Here is an 18614-nt window from a genome sequence, read left to right on the forward strand (position 1 = left end):
AAATATTATTAAATTCTATTCAAATTATTTTGCGAGTTTGATTTGCCCCGAAGTGAATTTACAGGCTCTTAAGACTTGGAGCATTTAGTTACTGGAAGCATTTTCTTCATAAAAATAAAATGCGCCCATTGATTTATTTGTTTACTTATATTATAAGTTCATAATTTTCAAGAAATCTTTTATGAGGTTCAATCTCATCAATTACCTCCTCCAGTTTTTCTGTTAATACCCGTTCTGCCCAGGAACGCCTGCTATTATAATACCTATTGGCCACTCTCCAGAATTTTTGAGGAAACTGTAGAATAAGTTTCATCACATAAAAATCTTCGGGTGTGAGATTCCCTATATTCCTGTATATATCAGCAATTACTTTTGCTTCACCGATATCCCAATTACATTTCCTCATCCTTCTTCTTATAAAATTTGCTATATCATAGACCTTAAGATCGAAACAACAATAATCAAAATTAATAACTGTAGGACCATTTTCAGTAAAAAATATGTTGTTGTATGTAAAATCATGATGGCAAAAAATGCCTTCCCTTCTTGTTTCATCTACCAATTTATCGTAAATAGGACTTAAAACATAATCGAGAGCTTCCTTACCTATATCATAAAAGTAACCAACATACTTCAAGTAGACATGGTCAAACTTACTTTTTCTCCTAGAGGCTATTTTTTCCATCCTTTTTATTTCCCGTAATCTTCTGCAAAATATGTTTGGAAGCTTTCCAAGTTCGTCTCTTATAACACTATTTTGGGGAGGTATATAACCTTTTGAGGCTGTGTGTAGGTTTGCAAGTAAACAGGTAGCGTTTCTAATATCATCCCTATTTCCAAAATCGCACTCTCTTCCTTCAACCATCTGGGATATTGTGTGATATTTTTCGTCAAATACAATATAGGGTTCTCCTTTAGTAGTACAAAGATAACGGTCCAGATTTCTAAACCCGTTTTTATATAAATGCTCTTTTGCCCCATGTATAAACCGTATCCTGCCGGGATGAAGGTTGCTTTCTTTAAGAAGATATTTGCCCTGGGAAGTTATTAATGCAAATCCGTCTCTACAAGATATAATATTTCTTACATTTAGTTTATATTGTGAAAGAATATTTCTTTCTATACCAAACATAGATATCCTCCAATAGGTGTTTATCGCCTACACTAACTGAAAGCCGGTGGGTTTTAAACCTGGCGCTTTTAAAATAAATATATGCGCTTTGGCCTATACATAGAATATAAAAATGATGAATGCTTTATATTTTCAGCTATTTTACTTTCTCTTGGGGAGTTTATGTCTTAGAATAATAAATATTCTGTAAATTAGGTATCCCGTAAACATAGACAATAACGGTAAAAGAGGGAAGGCATACCTGTCAAATGCCATATAGTAACAGTGTACAGCATTAAAATAAGCTATTAAGCCCACTGTCAGGATATGTTTTGAAAACTCTCTGGTCATTACCATAAATATTCCTATAAAACCCAAGAGTATAAAATAATGAAATGCTATCACAAAGTACCGGTTGACCCCTAAAAATTCCCTCCAATAAAAAACCGTCCCCCAGAAAAGAGCGGTTTTATCTATAGTATACCATTTCAGGTATCTCCGGAAGTCATTCTTGAAACCTTCTATCATCCTTTTTTTAGCCACTTCAACTTCCGTTTTGTTTGTTTCAAGAGCATTTTTCCCAAGCTTATAATACACTATGTTTTCAGGGGTTTGCTGATAATTTATATACGTCCCTTGCAGCATTGGATTTCCGCTTGAAGCAGCAAGAGGTATAAACATGTTGTATTCCCTGTAATTCCTGATCCACCAGGGAGACATAATAATTATAAAAGAAAATGCCATAGAAGCACCTAGTTTTATTACTTTTGTAATGTTTACTCTCCAATGAATAGAAAGGTATAGGAACAGAATTATTGGATAAAGGGCAATAGTTGGGCGGCATAAGGTAGTTATTGCCCAAACCGTACCTAATAGTGCAAAATCAATTGCTTTGAGGGATTCTGCAAACCGAAGCGACAAATACACCAGAAGCATCAAAAGTGTTGTAAACAGTGTTTCAGTTAAAAAGTACCCTGTTGTAACAATGTTAGGAAAATAAAAAGATACCAGAAATGCTGAAATAAGCGCTACTTTTCTATTGAACAAACGTTTTGCCGTTAAAAAAACCAGGGCGATTGTAATCGAACTTAAAACAGCCTGGATTATTCTTGCTGTTTGAAATCCAACAAATCCATACCCAAATATTTTGAATATTCCTGCAAGAAAAAAAGGGTACACCGGAGTTACAAAAACTGTAGGTTCATTATACTCATGGAAAACGAATATGCCTTTTTTAGCCAATGCAACAGCGCTTTTTACATAGTTTAAATCATCGCTGAAAAGCGTAAGCCGGTTCCCTTGTGTAAATATAAGATAGAGTTTTATAAAAAGAGAAATAAATATAAAGACTGATAGTAAAATGTATGAAATTTTCTCTTTTTCATTTTGCACTTTACCTTTACACATTTTTAATGCCTTCTTACAAAATCTTTGTATATTTATTTTTATCTTTTTTCAACTTCTATATTACAAAAACGCTATTGCAACAATATAATTGCAAATAATGCAAATAAATAGGGCACATATTTTCCCTACCGTTAAAATGCGTGCCCTATATACTATATACTATATATTATACTCATAACATAAATTATACCCTCATTATACCTTGATAGCTTGCTCTATGGATAAATCTAATTACAACCCTGCCTTAAGCCTCTCCTGCCAATTTCAGCAATGCTTCCCATCTTTTATCCACTTCATTTTGTATTTCCTCGAGGAGTTCTTCATTGCCCTTCTTGAAGAGATGCCTGAACCTTCCCTGTGCTTTAAGGAATTCTACAACAGGCAACTTATTTTTTGGTTTATAGTTGATAATGTACCTGCCGTCAATAACTTCATACAATGGCCAGAAGCATGTGTCAACTGCCAGCTTGTTTATTACCATAAAGTCAGAAGCCTCATAACGCCATCCCCTGGGACATGGAGCCAATACGTTTAAAAATGCCGGGCCTTGGGTATAAATTGCTTTTTCAGCCTTTTCATATAAATCTCTCATATTGCCGATAGCTGCTGTTTGTGCAACATATGGGATATGATGCTTTACCATGATTTCCGTCAAGTCTTTTCTCCATTGTTTTTTACCCTGCGATACCTTGCCGGCAGGTGACGTAGTAGTATCTGCATACATGGGAGTGGCCGACGACCTCTGGATACCTGTGTTCATGTACGCTCCATTATCATAACATACATAAACCATATTATGGCCTCTCTCCATGGCACCTGAAAGGGACTGTATCCCTATATCGTAAGTGCCTCCATCACCGCCGAATGCAATAAACTTGGTTTCGCCTTCCTGGTTTAACTTCCCTTTTTTCTTTAGGGCTGTATAAGCTGCTTCTGCGCCTGAAATAGTAGCTGCTGAATTTTCGAATGCACAGTGGATAAATGAATCTTTCCACGCAGTATAAGGATAAAGAAATGTAGAAACTTCCAGACATCCTGTTGCAGCACCGATTACTGCATGGTCTTCCGGCTTTAACGCTCTTAATATCTGCCTTACTACAATAGGCGCCCCGCAACCTGCGCACATTCTATGCCCACCGGTAAATCTTTCCGGTTTTTTTGCAATTTCCTTCAAGTTATATGCCATCTTACCTGCACCTCCTATTCTCTTACACCAATATAGTTGTAGACTGAATCTACTTTGCCTGAAATTGCTATGTTCAGGAGCTTGTTATAAATAAGTTCAATATCATCTGTCCTGACATCTCTTCCGCCCAATCCATAAATATAATTGATAACTTTAGGACCAAATACTTCTTTTGAAAACATTGCGCTGGTTATATCAGTAAATAATGGTCCTCCGGCAGCATTAAAACTATCTGCCTTATCCATTACGGCAACAGCCTTGAATTTGGCCAGGGCTTCAGCAATTTCATCAACAGGGAAGGGCCTGTAAACACGCGGTTTAATTAAACCAACCTTTTTACCTTCCTGCCTCATCTTATCAACAACAAATTTTGTAGTACCGGCAGTAGAATTTAGTACCACAATACATACTTCTGCATCATCAGTTTTATACTCTTCAAAAAGGCCGTATTTTCTTCCCGTTAGTCTGTAAAACTCTTCTGATACTTCGAGAATAACCTTTTTTGCATTTTTCATTGCTTCAGCCTGCTGTCTTTTATGCTCAAAATAGTGTGTAAAATGGTCCAAAGGTCCGACAGATATTGGATTTTCTTTATTTAAAAGAAAATATTGCGGCTTGTATTCACCTACAAAAGCTTTCACCTTTTCATCTTCCAAAAGCTCAATGTTTTCTATTGCATGAGAAGTGATGAATCCGTCCTGGCAAACCATCACTGGAAGAAGTACGTCATGATGTTCACCAATCCTATGAGCCATAAGCATATTATCGTATGCCTCCTGGCAATTTTCAGAATAAAGCTGAATCCAACCTGAATCCCTTGCTCCCATGGAATCACTGTGGTCATTGTGTATATTGATTGGTCCGGAAAGCGCCCTGTTTATACATGCCATAACTATAGGCAACCTTGAACCTGACGCAATATACAAAAGCTCCCACATCAGGGCAAGTCCGTTCGCCGAAGTAGCAGTCATAGCCCTTGCCCCTGCAGCCTGGGCGCCTATGCAGGCCGACATTGCGCTATGCTCTGATTCAACTGCAACAAACTCCGTATCTACCTCTCCATTGGCAACATAGGTTGAAAAATATTGCGGTACTTCAGTAGACGGTGTTATAGGAAATGCTGCCACTACATCCGGATTTATCTGTTTCATAGCAAAAGCGGTAGCTTCATTTCCGCTTAGTCTTTCTCTTATAGCCATGCTCCTTACCCCCTTCCTTATACTTCCTCAATAAAGTCTATGGCTTTAAAAGGACACACTTTAGCACAAATACCACAGCCTTTACAATGTTTATAATCAAAATCAGTCCTTTTTCCTTCGTTGTCTATTAATATTGATGTATCAGGACATACAGGATAACATAAAAGACATTGTTTGCATTTATCCTTTATCCAGATCGGCTTCATAGAACGCCAATCGCCGGTGTTAAAAAGCTCTGCATTTCCTGCATTTGCTATCATGCCTCCAATGGTAATATCCTTCCAGCTCACATCGGGAGAAATAACTTTTTCTAAATTTTCTACTCTGCATTTTACATCGCTGCAATCTTTGATACTCATAAACCTTTCACCTCCTGCATAGCCCTTTCAAGCGCCTTCATATTGCCTTCAATTACTTCCGATTTATTCGCAAACTTATGCTTGAATGAACCTACCATACTATCAAGAAATGTCTTCTCATCCATTACCTTACTTACTTTTACAACAGCCCCCAACATGGGAGTGTTTGGGAAATATCTGCCCAATGTTTCAATAGATATAGTCCTCGCATCAACAGTACAAATTTTTCCCTTATAGCCTTTTAGAAGAGGCCTTATTTCATCAGGAGATTTTGTAGTGTTAATTATTATTGCGCCATCTTCCTTCAAACCTGAAGTAACATCAACTGTTTCTAAAAGAGTCTCATCAATAACAACAACATAATCAGGTTCATAAATATTGCTGTGAATTGTAAGTTTGTCATCACTTATACGGTTATAAGCGGTAATTGGCGCACCCATTCTCTCAGGTCCATATTCCGGAAAACCCTGAATGTATTTTCCCGTATCAAATGCTGCATCAGCCAACAGCAATGATGCTGTTTTTGCGCCTTGTCCGCCGCGGCCATGCCATCTGATTTCAACAACTTTACCCATGGATTAACCCCCTTATACATAACTTTTGACATTGCAATAATACCCAAACTAAGTATACTTCTTTGTTAATTTATTGTCAAGATTTATTGCATAAAAGCCTTTTAAAATCAAGGCTTTCATTTAAATATTCTTGTTTATTGTATACATGAAATTATGAAAACAACCAGTTACATCTGCCAGTAAGATCAAAGATTTATAAAATCAAAGATTTAAAAAATTATTTTGAGAGTTATAAGAAGAATAAGACCTGGAAAACCTAAAAAGCCGATAAATAACGCCGATATAATATTCAAAGCTATTTGCACACCAAAAAATCTTCCTATAAGATTAAACAAAAAGATTATTGTACCCCCTATTACTACTTTGTATATAAGTTTTAATAATATTTTTAATGGAGCCATTAAAATCTCCCCAATTTTTTATTAATTACATGGCTTAACTATTTATTATTAATTATATAACCTTATACATAAAATTATTACAGTAAATTAAAATTTTATCCAAAACTAATAGAATTAGCAATGGATAATGGTGTATTGAACACACCGTTTAGAATAAGGGTAGCATAGCCAAACTTCTCAAGAATCCTGCGACTTTAGTCGGGGGAGGTTCAAATCCTATGCTCTATATTTGACCTTAAGCCCTCTTTCTTTCGCTTTTTTGAGGTAATATTCATACTTTATTTGGGCAGCCTTTAACATATATGTGTAATAATCAATAATTTCGTTTTCACATACATATTGAAAATTGGAATCGACATTTAACCACTCATTTTTAGCACTCCTAATATCTTCAATTAAAGTGTTATCGTCATCTGTTATGTAATTACGATTTACTGTGTTTTTTACAGTAGTATTTTTCTTTATGTTTAAAAATATTATTTCCTTTAATAGCCTGGTCAACCGGTTCTTAACCAGAACATTAAAAAAACCGACCTTTTTCCCGGTATTCAGGTCCATACAGAATTCTCCTTTTAAAATACTTATAATATATAATATATGTTTTTTACATTATAAGTATAAACAAAAATTTCCTGTATTATACAACTTGAAGATCACCCGTACCGTGTATTGGTCAAATAATCCAGTATAGCTTTTGAGGTTACATATCTAAATTTGCCCCAATCTCTCCATTTACCCTCTATATTGTTAAGAGATTCCACAATATCAGCTAATTCTTTTAAGTCTACTTCCCTGACTTCGCTGATTTCATCATCCAATGCCCCGGATAAAAGCATTCCTCCTACTTCCTTGAGTATAAATAAATAAGAATAAAAAATTACTTTCTCATTTATTTTTATTTTCTCATCCTTATATTGAAATTCAATCTTCAACCAACCTATATAATCAATTATTTCTACTTCAAGTCCAAGCTCTTCTTTTACTTCCCTAAATACGGCATTTTCAATATCCTCACCATATCCTATACCTCCTGAAGGAATCCTATAAATTCCCTTAGGATACTCTTCGCATGTAATAGTAATGATTTTTCCATTTGGCCGAATTATGCAGAATACCACCTCTCCCTTCCTGTCATTTTCTACAAGATGTTTCATCCTATAAAAAAAATCACTATTGATAAACTCTATCCTTTCTTCTCTAGTATAAATTTCTTTCGCGTTTGTTTCTTTCATACAATAAATCTTCCTTTCAAGTATTAGTTAAGCTTATTTTAGCAATAAGGATTTACCGGAGCAAGTACATTATTAATATTCTAAATTTATTCTCAATTTTAAAAAATTTAATATTAAAAGCATTGCAGGAACAAAAAAAGTTTGATATCGTCATTATAATCGAGTATATATTTAAATAAATATTTATGGAAGACAACAAATAATTTAACTGAGACTGAATAAAACCAGGGGTGTTAATACAAAAAATGGATACTATATTAACTAAAAAAAATGAAAAAACAAAGAGTATAGTTTTTGTAGCACTAATTATTTTAATATTTATATTTATTATAATAATACTTCAACTACTTTATACAATATTAAAGAATGACAAAGTATATAAGGGGGTATATGTAGACGGTATAAATGCAGGAGGGCTTACATATAATGAACTTAATGAAATCCTGAAAAATAAATATAATTACGAATTGGATAATGTAAAAGTTACATTAACTACTGAAAAGTATAAAGAAAAATATAGTTTAAGGGATTTAAACATATCCTTTGATGTGGAAGCTACCATAGATAAAGCATTTTCTATAGGAAGAGAAGGAAATATCTTTGAAAGGTTGAGTGAAATTTTTTATGTCAATTTTAATGATGTAAATATTTCCCCGGTAATAATATTTGACAATGAAACAATAGGTAATATTGTGGAATCTTTTTACGAAAAGAATTTCGTACCACTTAAAAATCCCGTAATAACATTTGATGAAAACAGTGTAATAATAAACTCAGGGCACCATGGAGAAAGTATTGATAAAGACCAGCTCTTTAGTGAAATAAAAAAGTCCATTGAGAGCCGGAAGATTACTAAAATAGAAGTACCAATAATTGTTACCGAGCGGGAAAAAATTAATCTTGAGGATTATTACAACACCATATGTACAGATCCTGTTAATGCTTCAGTCCGGATAGAAAACAATGTATTGGAAACTATACCCCATAAAAATGGCCGGAGAATTGATAAGACATTACTTGAAGGTGCAGTAAAAGAGTTAAATACCAATGAAAATTTAACCAAAAGTATACCTGTAACTCTAATAGAACCTGAAATAACAACCGAAAAACTTCATGCAAATTTATTCAGGGATGTTTTAGCCACTTATAAAACTTATTTTTCAACGGATAGTCAATATAACATTGATAGAAACGAAAATTTAAGGCTTGCGTTGGAATGTGTTAATGGTATAATGCTGGCCCCAGGTGATATATTTTCCTTTGATAAAACTCTAGGTGAGCGCACTGAAGAAAAAGGATATAAAAGTGCAAAAATTTTTTCAGGCGGTAAAATTATAGAATCTATTGGGGGAGGGATATGCCAGGTAAGTTCTACATTGTATAATGCGGTTTTACGTGCAGACCTTGAGGTTGTAGAAAGGCATAACCATAGTTTTGTGGTATCTTATATACCTGCCGGATTAGATGCTGCCGTGGCATACAATGTAATTGATTTCAAGTTTAAAAATTCATCCAGGTGGCCTATAAAGATTGAAGGTAAAATTACAAATTCAAATGAGTTAATATTTACAATATTAGGAACAAACGAAAACCCTGGAAAATCGCTGGAATTCTATACACAAGTGCTAAAAACTACAGAGTTTAAAACTATTTATATTGACGATCCGACAATGCCTGAAGGCAAAACAGTTGTTAAGCAAGAAGGTATAAATGGCTATGTTGTTGATACCTATAAAATTGTTAAACAAAATGGACAGGAAACTAATAGGTATAAAATAAGTACCAGCGTATATATACCTTTAGATAAAGAAGTTGTTAGAGGCACAAAAAAGGAACAGCAGCAACCCCAGCAACAGCAGCAACAGCAACCAGATTTGCTACCGCCGGTGGAAACTTCCGAAGAATCTTCTGTTGAATCTAACGTTCAACCTACAGATGAATCCCCCCCAGAATCTTACGAGGAATATCCCATTGATTCTTCCGGAGAATCTGGGGAATCTGATATTGAAAATATATTAGAAGTTGAGGAAAACCTATCATAAGATAAGTCAAAGGGAATGGTTATCAATATGACTCACCACGGGTAACAAATCAAATGTTACAGATGTGCAGTTTAAAAGCCGTTCCCTCTGACTCAATATAATTAATAAGTATCTACACTAATAGCTCCATTATTTCTTAATATTGATGCCACTCTGTCTACATTATTTTCATCAGTTTTCATTGTAAAAAGGATTTTCCCCGCTTTAATATCACTTTCATACTGCCTACCTCTGTTTTCCGGTATGCCCAGGTCAACTAAACCGCCAACTATTCCTCCTGTAACAGCACCGGATATTAGGCCGGTAATAGGACCTGCAGCTGCAACTATACCTAGCCCAGGTATAGCCATACTTCCTGCTCCTATTAATAACCCTGCGAGCCCTCCTAATACTCCTCCTGTTATAACTCCATCAGAAATGTTATCATTAATATTTCTTCTACCAATAAGGTTTGTACCTTCTTCACCCATATTACCTATATTTTCCTTTGCAACTATTGATATGTCTTCTGTCCTTAGGCCCTGTTCTTTTATTTGTCTTGCAGCATTTTCTGCATAACTTTGATTATCAAAAATAGCGGCAACGATTTTTGCCATGTGTTTACCACCTTTCTTAATTTTAATAAAATAACAATATATAGCTTTAGTAAAAATAGCTTGATTTATACATAAATTTTTGTAAAGTATTTTTAATACAAATAAAAATATTTTATAGTATAATTAAAAACAAAAAGATATTTTAAATAATTTTAAATAAAATATATATTTACATTTGGGGTATTTGTATATGAAAAAAGCCAAGTTAATCAAATTATTTATTATTATAATTGTATTATATCTGGTATTCTCAATACAGGTACATGCTGAAGTCCCTGCTAATTTAGAAAGTATGTGTTCGAAAGCATTGGTAAACCTGAAAATTATGATAGGGGATGAGAATGGAAACCTAAACCTTCAAAACAAAGTAACGAGATGCGAATTCATTACTTTAGTAAATAGAATGATGACATATGATTATGATGAAAAAATTGATGACTCAGTTATTGTCCCTTTCAAGGATATTAGCCAAAAACATTGGGCCTATAACAACATTAAAATAGCTTTAAAATATGCTTTAATAAAAGGATATACAGATAATACCGTACGGCCGGACAATTATGTTTCCCTTGTTGAAGCAAAAGCAGTAATACTCCGTGCTTTAGGGTACGAAAATACTATAAATAAAAAATGGCCCGAAGGTATAGCAGAAAAAGCCAAAGAACTTGGGTTAGATAAGAATCTAAAAGTGCCAAATGATAAGTTAATAACCCGAGGAGAAGCTTCTATATTAATTTATAATGCTCTAACAGTTAATTTTGTTGAATGAGGGGTTAAAATGCAGTTACAGGGTTTTATATTGATGATTTTCACTTTTGTTATATTGCCAATATTTATATTGTTTTCAAACCACGATGTTTTTTTTAGTGTTATGTCATTAATATTATTAATTAATGCATTACGTTCAATATACATATCTATGGTCGGTTATAAAAAAGGGATTCCTCAAATGGACCATGAAGACGAGGAGTTTCTGGATGATCTGGAATCCTCAATTGAATTTGATTTCAGACGCTTCGATACTGGTACAAGGGTAGCAAAATATGCAATATCTATACTTTTCTATATTTACTGTTCTTTCTTTGTAAGCAGCATATTAATAAAAATATTGATTTCTGCTGTTATTGTATATTGGATATATTACATTATCAACACTATTAAAGAAAATGACGTATTCAGAATGGCTTTTTCCAAAAAGAAATACCAGCGAATCCTGTCTGCTCTGGCAAATTCGGCTGCTGCCATTGTAATTCTAATTGTAGCCTACAATAAACTAAAATAAATTTCCAATATTTTCATTGAATATTTTTTTGTTTTGGAGACAAATTAATTATTGTAAAGGGTTCGTAGCAGTTGAGCCAAGACTATTAAAGGGTCTTATTACGGCTCTTTAATAGTCGGCCAAAGGTTAATACCAGGTCTAACATTTTATAATGTAGAGGCTTGGTATTAGCCGGCGGGCAGAGTATTATATGTCCTGTAAGGCTGTGCTACAGTAAAAGATACTGTAGTATGGTCAAAAGGGATATATAATATTCGAGCTAAGATTATCAAGGGTGCCGCAGGCAGACAGCTTTATTCATTAGCCTGGCTATTTATTTAGCAGTCCCTGTGATAAGGTAACTTTGCTGGGGGTCAACTGCAGTCGAGAGATTGCAGTTGGTTTCTAAGGTACTCTTGATAGTCGAGCAAAGGTTAGTGCAGGTTCTGTAATGCCTGTGGGCAGTCGAAAGATTGTCTATAGGTATGTAGGGATCTGTATTAGCTGTAGCGTAGACTGCTACGGGCTCTTTTTATTTAAACAGGCTATTTGTGGGTAAATTATACCACATATCAGGGAGATATGAAAGGTATAATCCTGGGACCTGTTCCATTTATATCTATAGGCTTAAATCCTATTTTAAAAGCCGGTGATTTGTCATCAAGTGTAAAATCACCATTAATACAATCCTTAAAAAGCGGGTCAGCAACAATAGAATGCAAATCCTGACCAAATAGACTTTTCCACTCTTCCAAAGTATAGTCAGCCTTACCTTTAAAGAAAGGTTCTTTTCCTGAAATATCCCATATTAGATTTAAATCGCTAATAAAACTTTTATCTTTAAACTTCATGCCATAACCTTCCAGGAATACCGGACTATTATTTGTTATTAAAATATTTCTTTCAAAAGTAAAACCGTTATGTTCCTCTGACCGTCCATACGATACAAGTGCTTCCCGTCCAAAGGCAAATATGTTGTTGCGGACTATGTTCTCCCTGCCATAGTGCTGGAAAAATCCCGTACTTGCCATACGATAGCAAATATTATTTTCTATTATTATATGCGAACTGCCTTCATCGGTATAAATTGCCCATCCACCATAGTTACATTTTTCAATGTCATGGATAATATTACCACGTACCACTGTACCGGGCTGTACGCCGAGCAAATATATGCCACCCATATCACTCAAAATACCTGTTCCAATATGATGAATATAATTCTTTTCTATTTTATTGTTACCAAGGTTGTTTTCTCTATATCCCCATACCCAACCGCATGATATACCTGTATAGTGAAGATGATGTATATGGTTATGGGAGATTTCATTATCGGATGAATGCGCACATAGCACACCTACAGCTGAATGAAAAACCCTTCCACAGTAATGAATATGGTTGTCTGTCACCCTGTTATTCCGTGTTCGTTTACTTTTATGGTCAAATATATCACCACCGTTTAACTTGACTCCTCCCGCACCAGCATTATAAATCTCATTACCAACTACGTTTATGTTCTTACAACCGTCTGATATTTCAATACCATAATATCCAATATTTCTAAGTCTGCAATTCTCTATTGAGCAATATCTTGCATATTTTAAGAATATTACACCGGGAACATTTAAAGAAGCCTGAACTTCACCGGCATAAATAATATCTGAAAAAATGTCTTTGTTATCTAACCCCCATTCCTTTCTTCTGGTTTTGTGATGCCAGCCAGTATTGCGTATTTCTATGCCTTTAAATTTAATGTATTCAACAAACTTATCTTCTATGGCAGATCCTTCCAATATTAATGCCTGTTCTGTGACGGGTGCAGAAATTTCCACCTCATCAATATCCTCGCCAGGCATAGGTATGTAGTAGATTTTACCCGTTTTCCTATCAAGATACCATTCACCTGGTCTGCTTAAGGCTTCGAATACATTCTCAATGTAGTATTTGGCATACTCTTTCCCATTATCATCTTTAAGGGCAAAACTACTGTGATATTTGCACTTCACTGTTTTTTGCATCTCATTTACATGTTCTATGGGCATTCTTTCCTCTACCCAATAGTGCAGCACTACAACATCTATATTATTAATATTTTTCCAGTTTTTTATATCATGGTTATTATACTCAAAGGTATCGCTTCCATCGAATAAATCTACAGATAAATCTTTCCCTGGAACACTTTTTATGCGGTAATGTCCCTGCTCAGGCAGTCGGGTTCTGTTCCTGATTTCGCCATTTACAATTAACTGCCGGAAATACCATTTACCCTGAGCCACATCAGGTATAGTGGTTACCCAGGCTTCAAGTTCATTATCCAGCTTTTCCTTAGTCCACCCTGTAATTCTTTTCCCGCCATCCAAAATTGGTGTCTCCCCGGGCCAGGCACAATATGTTACCGGCCAGGAATCTTCGCAATTGAACACTATTGGATGTGATATCGGATAAACTCCTCCTCTTAACCACACTTTAACAGGCCAGGCCAGGTTTCCCGATTTCTTCAACTCTCGTAATGTATCTCTTGCCTTTGCAAGGGTAGCAAAAGGACCGTCAGTTCCCGATTCATTGGGCTCCGCCAGCTTACCTGACCATTTATCGTTTCCCTTAGGCGATATATAGAATACCACCTCATTATTTATTGTATTTTCACTCATTTTAACTCATCCTTTTCATTCAACTTATTACTAAAGCAAAATAAATTAATGCGAAACAGAAAATAATGCTGGACAGAAGTCGGAATACCGGAAAGTTCAGGCCGTGGGAAAAAGTGTACCATAGAGCGAGCATTAACAAATCCCGTATCTGTTTCCAGTATAGCCAAAGATCCTTCTATTTCCTGGCAAAGAGTAATTCTCGGAGAGGGTTCAAAAAGAAGTTGAATATTATTTGAAACGGAACTTTATCGCATACACTTCCCACAGAAAGAAGGTACTATTAAAACTCCGACCATTATCATGCACAATATGAAATTATCAATCTTCAAATGATTTATCCTCCCATCAGTAACCGCCTCCTTCTATTTGTGGGGAAATTATACCACATATCAGGGAGATATGAAAGGGTTTTATGTTTATTAACCTGTAGTATTTTGCCTACAGGTTTAAGTGTATTATAGTGTATTATTATGTAAACAAACAAATACAGCACCCCAAATCATGGAATGCTGTATTCTGGCGGAGAAGCCGGGATTCGAACCCGGGCTAGAGTTGCCCCTACTAACGGTTTAGCAAACCGTCCCCTTCAGCCTACTTGGGTACTTCTCCTTATTTTTTTTATATTTGGCGGAGAGAGTGAGATTCGAACTCACGGTAGGCTTGCACCTACGCCGGTTTTCAAGACCGGTGCCTTAAACCAGCTCGACCATCTCTCCGTACAGTAAATCTCAGGACGACCATTATTCTACAATGAAAATACAATTTTGTCAATACTAAAATATAGTAAAATATAGTAATTTATTACTAAAAATAGTAACTTCCCAACAATTCATTATTTGACCCTTTTACTTTTATATAAATTACCATATTGTTATTTTATTATATTGTTATTTTTTCCACACCGCCCATGTACTTTCTTAATGCTTCAGGTATTATTACAGAGCCATCCTTTTGCTGATAATTCTCCAGTATACAAGCAGTCGTCCTTCCCACTGCGACCCCGGAACCATTCAAAGTATGGACATATTCAGGTTTACTTTTTGGGCTTCTTCTAAACCTTATTCCTGCGCGTCTTGCCTGAAATGCTTCAAAATTGCTGCATGATGATATTTCAACATACCTGTTATAACTTGGCATCCATACTTCTAAGTCATAAGTCATTGCAGACGAAAAACCGAGGTCACCAGTGCAGAGGAGTGATACTCTATAAGGAAGACAAAGTATTTGTAAAACTTCTTCCGCATCATTAACAAGTTTTTCCAATTCATCATAAGATGTTTCAGGTGTTGTAAATTTTACTAATTCAACTTTGTTGAATTGATGTTGTCTTATTAAACCTCTTGTATCTCTTCCAGCCGAACCTGCTTCTGCTCGAAAGCATGCTGAGTATGCTGCATACTTTATTGGTAACGCTTCCACGTTGAGTATTTGTTCCCTCAACATATTTGTAACCGGGACTTCTGCTGTCGGAATCAAAAAATATTCTGTATTAGCTACTTTAAAAGCATCCTCTTCAAATTTAGGAAGCTGGCCGGTACCAATCATGCTATCCCTATGGACCATAAAAGGAGGAAATACTTCAATATATCCATGTTTTTCAATATGCAGGTCCAGCATAAAATTAACCAGTGCTCTTTCCAATCTTGCGCCAAGACCTTTGTAAAAAGTAAATCTTGCTCCCGTGACTTTGGCAGCAGTGCTAAAATCAAGTATATCTAATCTCTCACCAATATCCCAATGAGCTTGTGGTGTAAAATCAAACTCTTTTGGTTCTCCCCATTTTCTAACAACTATATTATCGGCATCACTTTCACCAATTGGAACTTTATCTGATGGTATATTGGGGATGGTTAATAAAAAATTGCTAATACTTTCATCAACTATTTTTAACTCCTGATCTAATATCTTAATTTCATCAGAAAGAGATTTCATTTCCTCCAATAATTGCGAAACATCTTTTCCTTCTTTTTTATAAGCGGGTACAAGTTTTGATACTGAGTTTTGCTTACTTCTAAGTTGCTCAACATTAAAAAGAAGCTTCCTCCTCTTTTCGTCAAGCGATAGAAACTGGTCAATATTTATTTGTCCTTTAACTTTTAAAGCAATCTTATTAAATATACCAGGATTATTCCTTATTTCTTTCAAGTCTAGCATAAACATATCTCCTTTATATAACACTAGTGTTATTCATAATAAACTTCTCTATGTCTTTTTATAGCATAGTTAATTGCTTTTATTTCTTCTGCGGAAAGAGGGTATCTTGATTTTCCACCCATTATCGGCTTTCCATATGTAGTTGAGCCATCTCTGGTAAATAATGATGTTATTACAACTCCGTTATCATTGCCATCAAGTAATGCTACAGAATAACTTAAATCACTGCCAACATTGTCAAAAGCATTGAACCTGACTATTCCTACTTTCTGTATACAGTTTAATATATTCCTGTCTATTTCATTTAAGTGGTTTTCTATTTCTTTGTTCTTATACACCATTCCTTCTGTTTTAAGCAAGCATTTCTCAATTAATCCTTCAATATTTTCTCCACTTGTGCCTGCCATAAATTTATTATATTTCATATATAACTTCTTAATTTTTGAATTATTTACTATGTTAACTATTATTAAAACTACTATAAGCACAAAATTTATAATTGTTATGTAAAATAGTATTGTATTATCTATAATATCAAATTCATTCATACAAATACACCCTTATGTAATTAGTTTTTATGTTTCACGTGAAACATTCTATTTTATACTGCCTTTTTTATTATTTCTATTATTCTATCCAATTCTTCTTTCGAGTAATATTCTATTATTATTTTTCCGCTTTTTTTGCTTTGATTTAATTTTACTCTTGTACCCAATATATTTTGTAGTATTTCTTCTAAACTTTTTATTTCTTGTTCTTTTACTTTTTCTTTTCTTTCTTTTATTCTTTCTTTTTCCCCTTGTATTCTTCTAACCAGCTTTTCTGCGTCTCTTACACTATAACCGTTACTTACTATTTCTTGCATAGCTTTTATCTGTAAATCTTTATCTTCTATCATTAATAAAGCTCTTGCATGACCACTTGTTATTTCTCCATCTATCAGTTTCTGACGAATTCCAGCCTCTAAATTTAATAATCTTAATGAATTTGCTATCGCAGGTCTGCTTTTCCCTACTATTTCAGATATTTCTTCCTGTGTCATTTGGAATTCTTTTATTAACCTTTCGTACGCCTCAGCCTCTTCTATCGGGTTTAAATCTTCTCTTTGCAAATTTTCTATCAGTGCTACCTCTACAATTTCCCTGTCGTTTAAATCCTTTATTATTGCAGGTATAGTTTTTAGACCCGCCAGTTTTGCAGCCCTCCATCTTCTTTCCCCAGCTATTATTCTATACATCTCACCTTCTTTTCTAACAATTATTGGTTGAACAATTCCATGTTTCTTTATTGATTCAGCCAATTCATTTAATTTTTCATCATCAAATACTTTACGGGGCTGCTCCTTGTTTGGTTCTATGTCATTTATCTTTATATCCTTTATTCCTTCTTCATTTTCTTCATCAATTGTTATTAGCGCTTCCAGCCCTCTGCCTAACCTCTTTCTAGTACTCATTCTTTTCACCCTCCGTAAATTTTATTACTTCATCAGCAAGATCCATATAACACTCTGCCCCTTTTGACTTTGAATCATATAATATAATCGGCAACCCATAACTTGGCGCTTCGCTAAGTCTTACATTCCTAGGGATAACCGTTCTGTATACTTTATTTTTAAAATATTTTTTTACTTCATCAACTACCTGGATGGACAAATTTGTCCTTGCATCAAACATTGTTAGTACTACCCCTTCTACATCCAATTTAGGATTTAAATGTTTTTGCACTAATTTTACAGTATCCATTAACTGGCTTAATCCTTCTAAAGCATAATATTCACATTGTATAGGTACTAATATTGTGTTAGCTGCAGTGAGTGAATTAATGGTTAACAGACCAAGCGACGGGGGACAATCAATTATTATGTAATCATACTTTTCAATTATAGGCATTATTGCCTCTTTCATTCTCGTCTCTCTGGATATGGCCGGTACCAATTCTATTTCGGCACCAGCAAGTTGTATATTTGAAGGGCACAATTCTAAATTTTCTATGCTTGTTTTTAACAATACATTCTCTATTTTTTCCTCTTGTATCAATATATCATATGTAGATTTTTTCAGTTTTCTTTTTTCAATTCCCAACCCGCTTGTGGAGTTCCCTTGAGGATCATTATCTATTAACATAACTTTTTTACCCTTATACGCAATACATGCTGCTAAATTTACTGCTGTTGTTGTTTTTCCAACCCCGCCCTTTTGATTCGCAATTGCAATAACTTTTGCCATTATTTTCACTCCTACTTTTTCTTTTTAGACCCTTAGCCTATTTTTCATTATAACATATTTTTCTTTTTTCTTCAAAATTTAATTTTTGAGGGCGCATTTTCAAATTTTGAAGAAAATGCTGGAAGTAACATTGCGGAAAGTCTTATAGAGCCTGTTAATCCGACGAGGGATAAGCAAATCAACTGTTCTAAGCAAAATAATTACATTGAAATATT

The 18614-nt window shown here is 34.6% G+C and carries 18 protein-coding genes and 2 tRNA genes; 3 read left to right on the forward strand and 17 right to left on the reverse strand.

The features are described 5' to 3' along the window. Positions 1-145 precede the first annotated feature (145 nt). The 9 genes from HPY74_13990 to HPY74_14030 all read right to left on the reverse strand — a co-directional run bounded on the left by HPY74_13990 (position 146) and on the right by HPY74_14030 (position 7470). Positions 146-1132 (reverse strand): CotS family spore coat protein, encoded by a 987-nt coding sequence (locus HPY74_13990; protein ID NSW91756.1) that lies wholly within the window; start codon positions 1130-1132, stop codon positions 146-148. Between the two features lie 141 nt (positions 1133-1273). Further along, a complete protein-coding gene (locus HPY74_13995; GenBank protein ID NSW91757.1) occupies positions 1274-2518 on the reverse strand; it encodes a glycosyltransferase family 39 protein in 1245 nt (414 codons plus the stop codon). Between the two features lie 244 nt (positions 2519-2762). Next, entirely contained in the window at positions 2763-3704 is a 942-nt protein-coding gene (locus HPY74_14000) for a pyruvate ferredoxin oxidoreductase (protein NSW91758.1), read from the reverse strand. A gap of 14 nt (positions 3705-3718) precedes the next feature. After that, positions 3719-4903, reverse strand: a complete 1185-nt coding sequence (porA, locus tag HPY74_14005) for a pyruvate ferredoxin oxidoreductase (protein NSW91759.1) — start codon at positions 4901-4903, stop codon at positions 3719-3721. A gap of 17 nt (positions 4904-4920) precedes the next feature. Continuing rightward, positions 4921-5262 (reverse strand): 4Fe-4S binding protein, encoded by a 342-nt coding sequence (locus HPY74_14010; GenBank protein NSW91760.1) that lies wholly within the window; start codon positions 5260-5262, stop codon positions 4921-4923. Beyond that, positions 5259-5837, reverse strand: coding sequence for a 2-oxoacid:acceptor oxidoreductase family protein (locus HPY74_14015; GenBank protein ID NSW91761.1), 579 nt, complete (start codon positions 5835-5837; stop codon positions 5259-5261). Before HPY74_14015 ends, HPY74_14010 begins: the two co-directional genes overlap by 4 nt. Before the next feature lie 209 nt (positions 5838-6046). Then, a complete protein-coding gene (locus HPY74_14020) occupies positions 6047-6238 on the reverse strand; it encodes a pro-sigmaK processing inhibitor BofA family protein (protein ID NSW91762.1) in 192 nt (63 codons plus the stop codon). Positions 6239-6454: 216 nt separating this feature from the next. After that, the gene (locus tag HPY74_14025; GenBank protein ID NSW91763.1) at positions 6455-6796 is read right to left on the reverse strand and encodes a YaaL family protein; all 342 of its coding nucleotides are present in this window, start codon (positions 6794-6796) and stop codon (positions 6455-6457) included. Positions 6797-6891: 95 nt separating this feature from the next. Continuing rightward, a complete protein-coding gene (locus HPY74_14030; GenBank protein NSW91764.1) occupies positions 6892-7470 on the reverse strand; it encodes an NUDIX hydrolase in 579 nt (192 codons plus the stop codon). Positions 7471-7715: 245 nt separating this feature from the next. On the opposite strand from HPY74_14030, the gene HPY74_14035 reads away from it, so the two are divergent. Next, entirely contained in the window at positions 7716-9512 is a 1797-nt protein-coding gene (locus HPY74_14035; GenBank protein NSW91765.1) for a VanW family protein, read from the forward strand. A gap of 101 nt (positions 9513-9613) precedes the next feature. Here the strand turns inward: HPY74_14035 and HPY74_14040 are convergent, their stop codons facing one another. After that, entirely contained in the window at positions 9614-10108 is a 495-nt protein-coding gene (locus HPY74_14040; protein NSW91766.1) for a hypothetical protein, read from the reverse strand. Between the two features lie 190 nt (positions 10109-10298). Here HPY74_14040 and HPY74_14045 point away from each other — a divergent pair, with 190 nt between their 5' ends. Next, entirely contained in the window at positions 10299-10877 is a 579-nt protein-coding gene (locus tag HPY74_14045; protein ID NSW91767.1) for an S-layer homology domain-containing protein, read from the forward strand. A 9-nt stretch (positions 10878-10886) separates the two neighbouring features. Further along, on the forward strand, positions 10887-11390 hold the full coding sequence (locus HPY74_14050) for a hypothetical protein (GenBank protein NSW91768.1): 504 nt from the start codon (positions 10887-10889) through the stop codon (positions 11388-11390). 551 nt (positions 11391-11941) lie between these two features. On the opposite strand, the gene HPY74_14055 is transcribed toward HPY74_14050, so the two are convergent. From HPY74_14055 to HPY74_14085, 7 genes are all read right to left on the reverse strand, one after another. Beyond that, positions 11942-14020, reverse strand: a complete 2079-nt coding sequence (locus HPY74_14055; protein NSW91769.1) for a right-handed parallel beta-helix repeat-containing protein — start codon at positions 14018-14020, stop codon at positions 11942-11944. Between the two features lie 517 nt (positions 14021-14537). Beyond that, positions 14538-14629 (reverse strand) — tRNA-Ser (locus tag HPY74_14060). A 16-nt stretch (positions 14630-14645) separates the two neighbouring features. Continuing rightward, positions 14646-14736: transfer RNA gene (locus tag HPY74_14065), tRNA-Ser, on the reverse strand. Positions 14737-14899: 163 nt separating this feature from the next. Continuing rightward, positions 14900-16174 (reverse strand): serine--tRNA ligase, encoded by a 1275-nt coding sequence (serS, locus tag HPY74_14070; protein ID NSW91770.1) that lies wholly within the window; start codon positions 16172-16174, stop codon positions 14900-14902. Positions 16175-16203: 29 nt separating this feature from the next. Beyond that, positions 16204-16722 carry a DUF4446 family protein gene (locus tag HPY74_14075; protein ID NSW91771.1) on the reverse strand — a complete coding sequence of 173 codons (519 nt, stop codon included), beginning with the start codon at positions 16720-16722 and terminating at the stop codon, positions 16204-16206. Between the two features lie 53 nt (positions 16723-16775). Then, positions 16776-17627, reverse strand: coding sequence for a ParB/RepB/Spo0J family partition protein (locus HPY74_14080; protein ID NSW91772.1), 852 nt, complete (start codon positions 17625-17627; stop codon positions 16776-16778). Further along, complete coding sequence (locus tag HPY74_14085) at positions 17617-18399, reverse strand: ParA family protein (GenBank protein NSW91773.1); 783 nt, start codon at positions 18397-18399, stop codon at positions 17617-17619. Before HPY74_14085 ends, HPY74_14080 begins: the two co-directional genes overlap by 11 nt. Between the last annotated feature and the right edge of the window lie 215 nt (positions 18400-18614).

The sequence above is a fragment of the Bacillota bacterium genome, assembly GCA_013314855.1.
Classification (GTDB): Bacteria; Bacillota; Clostridia; order Acetivibrionales; family DUMC01; genus Ch48.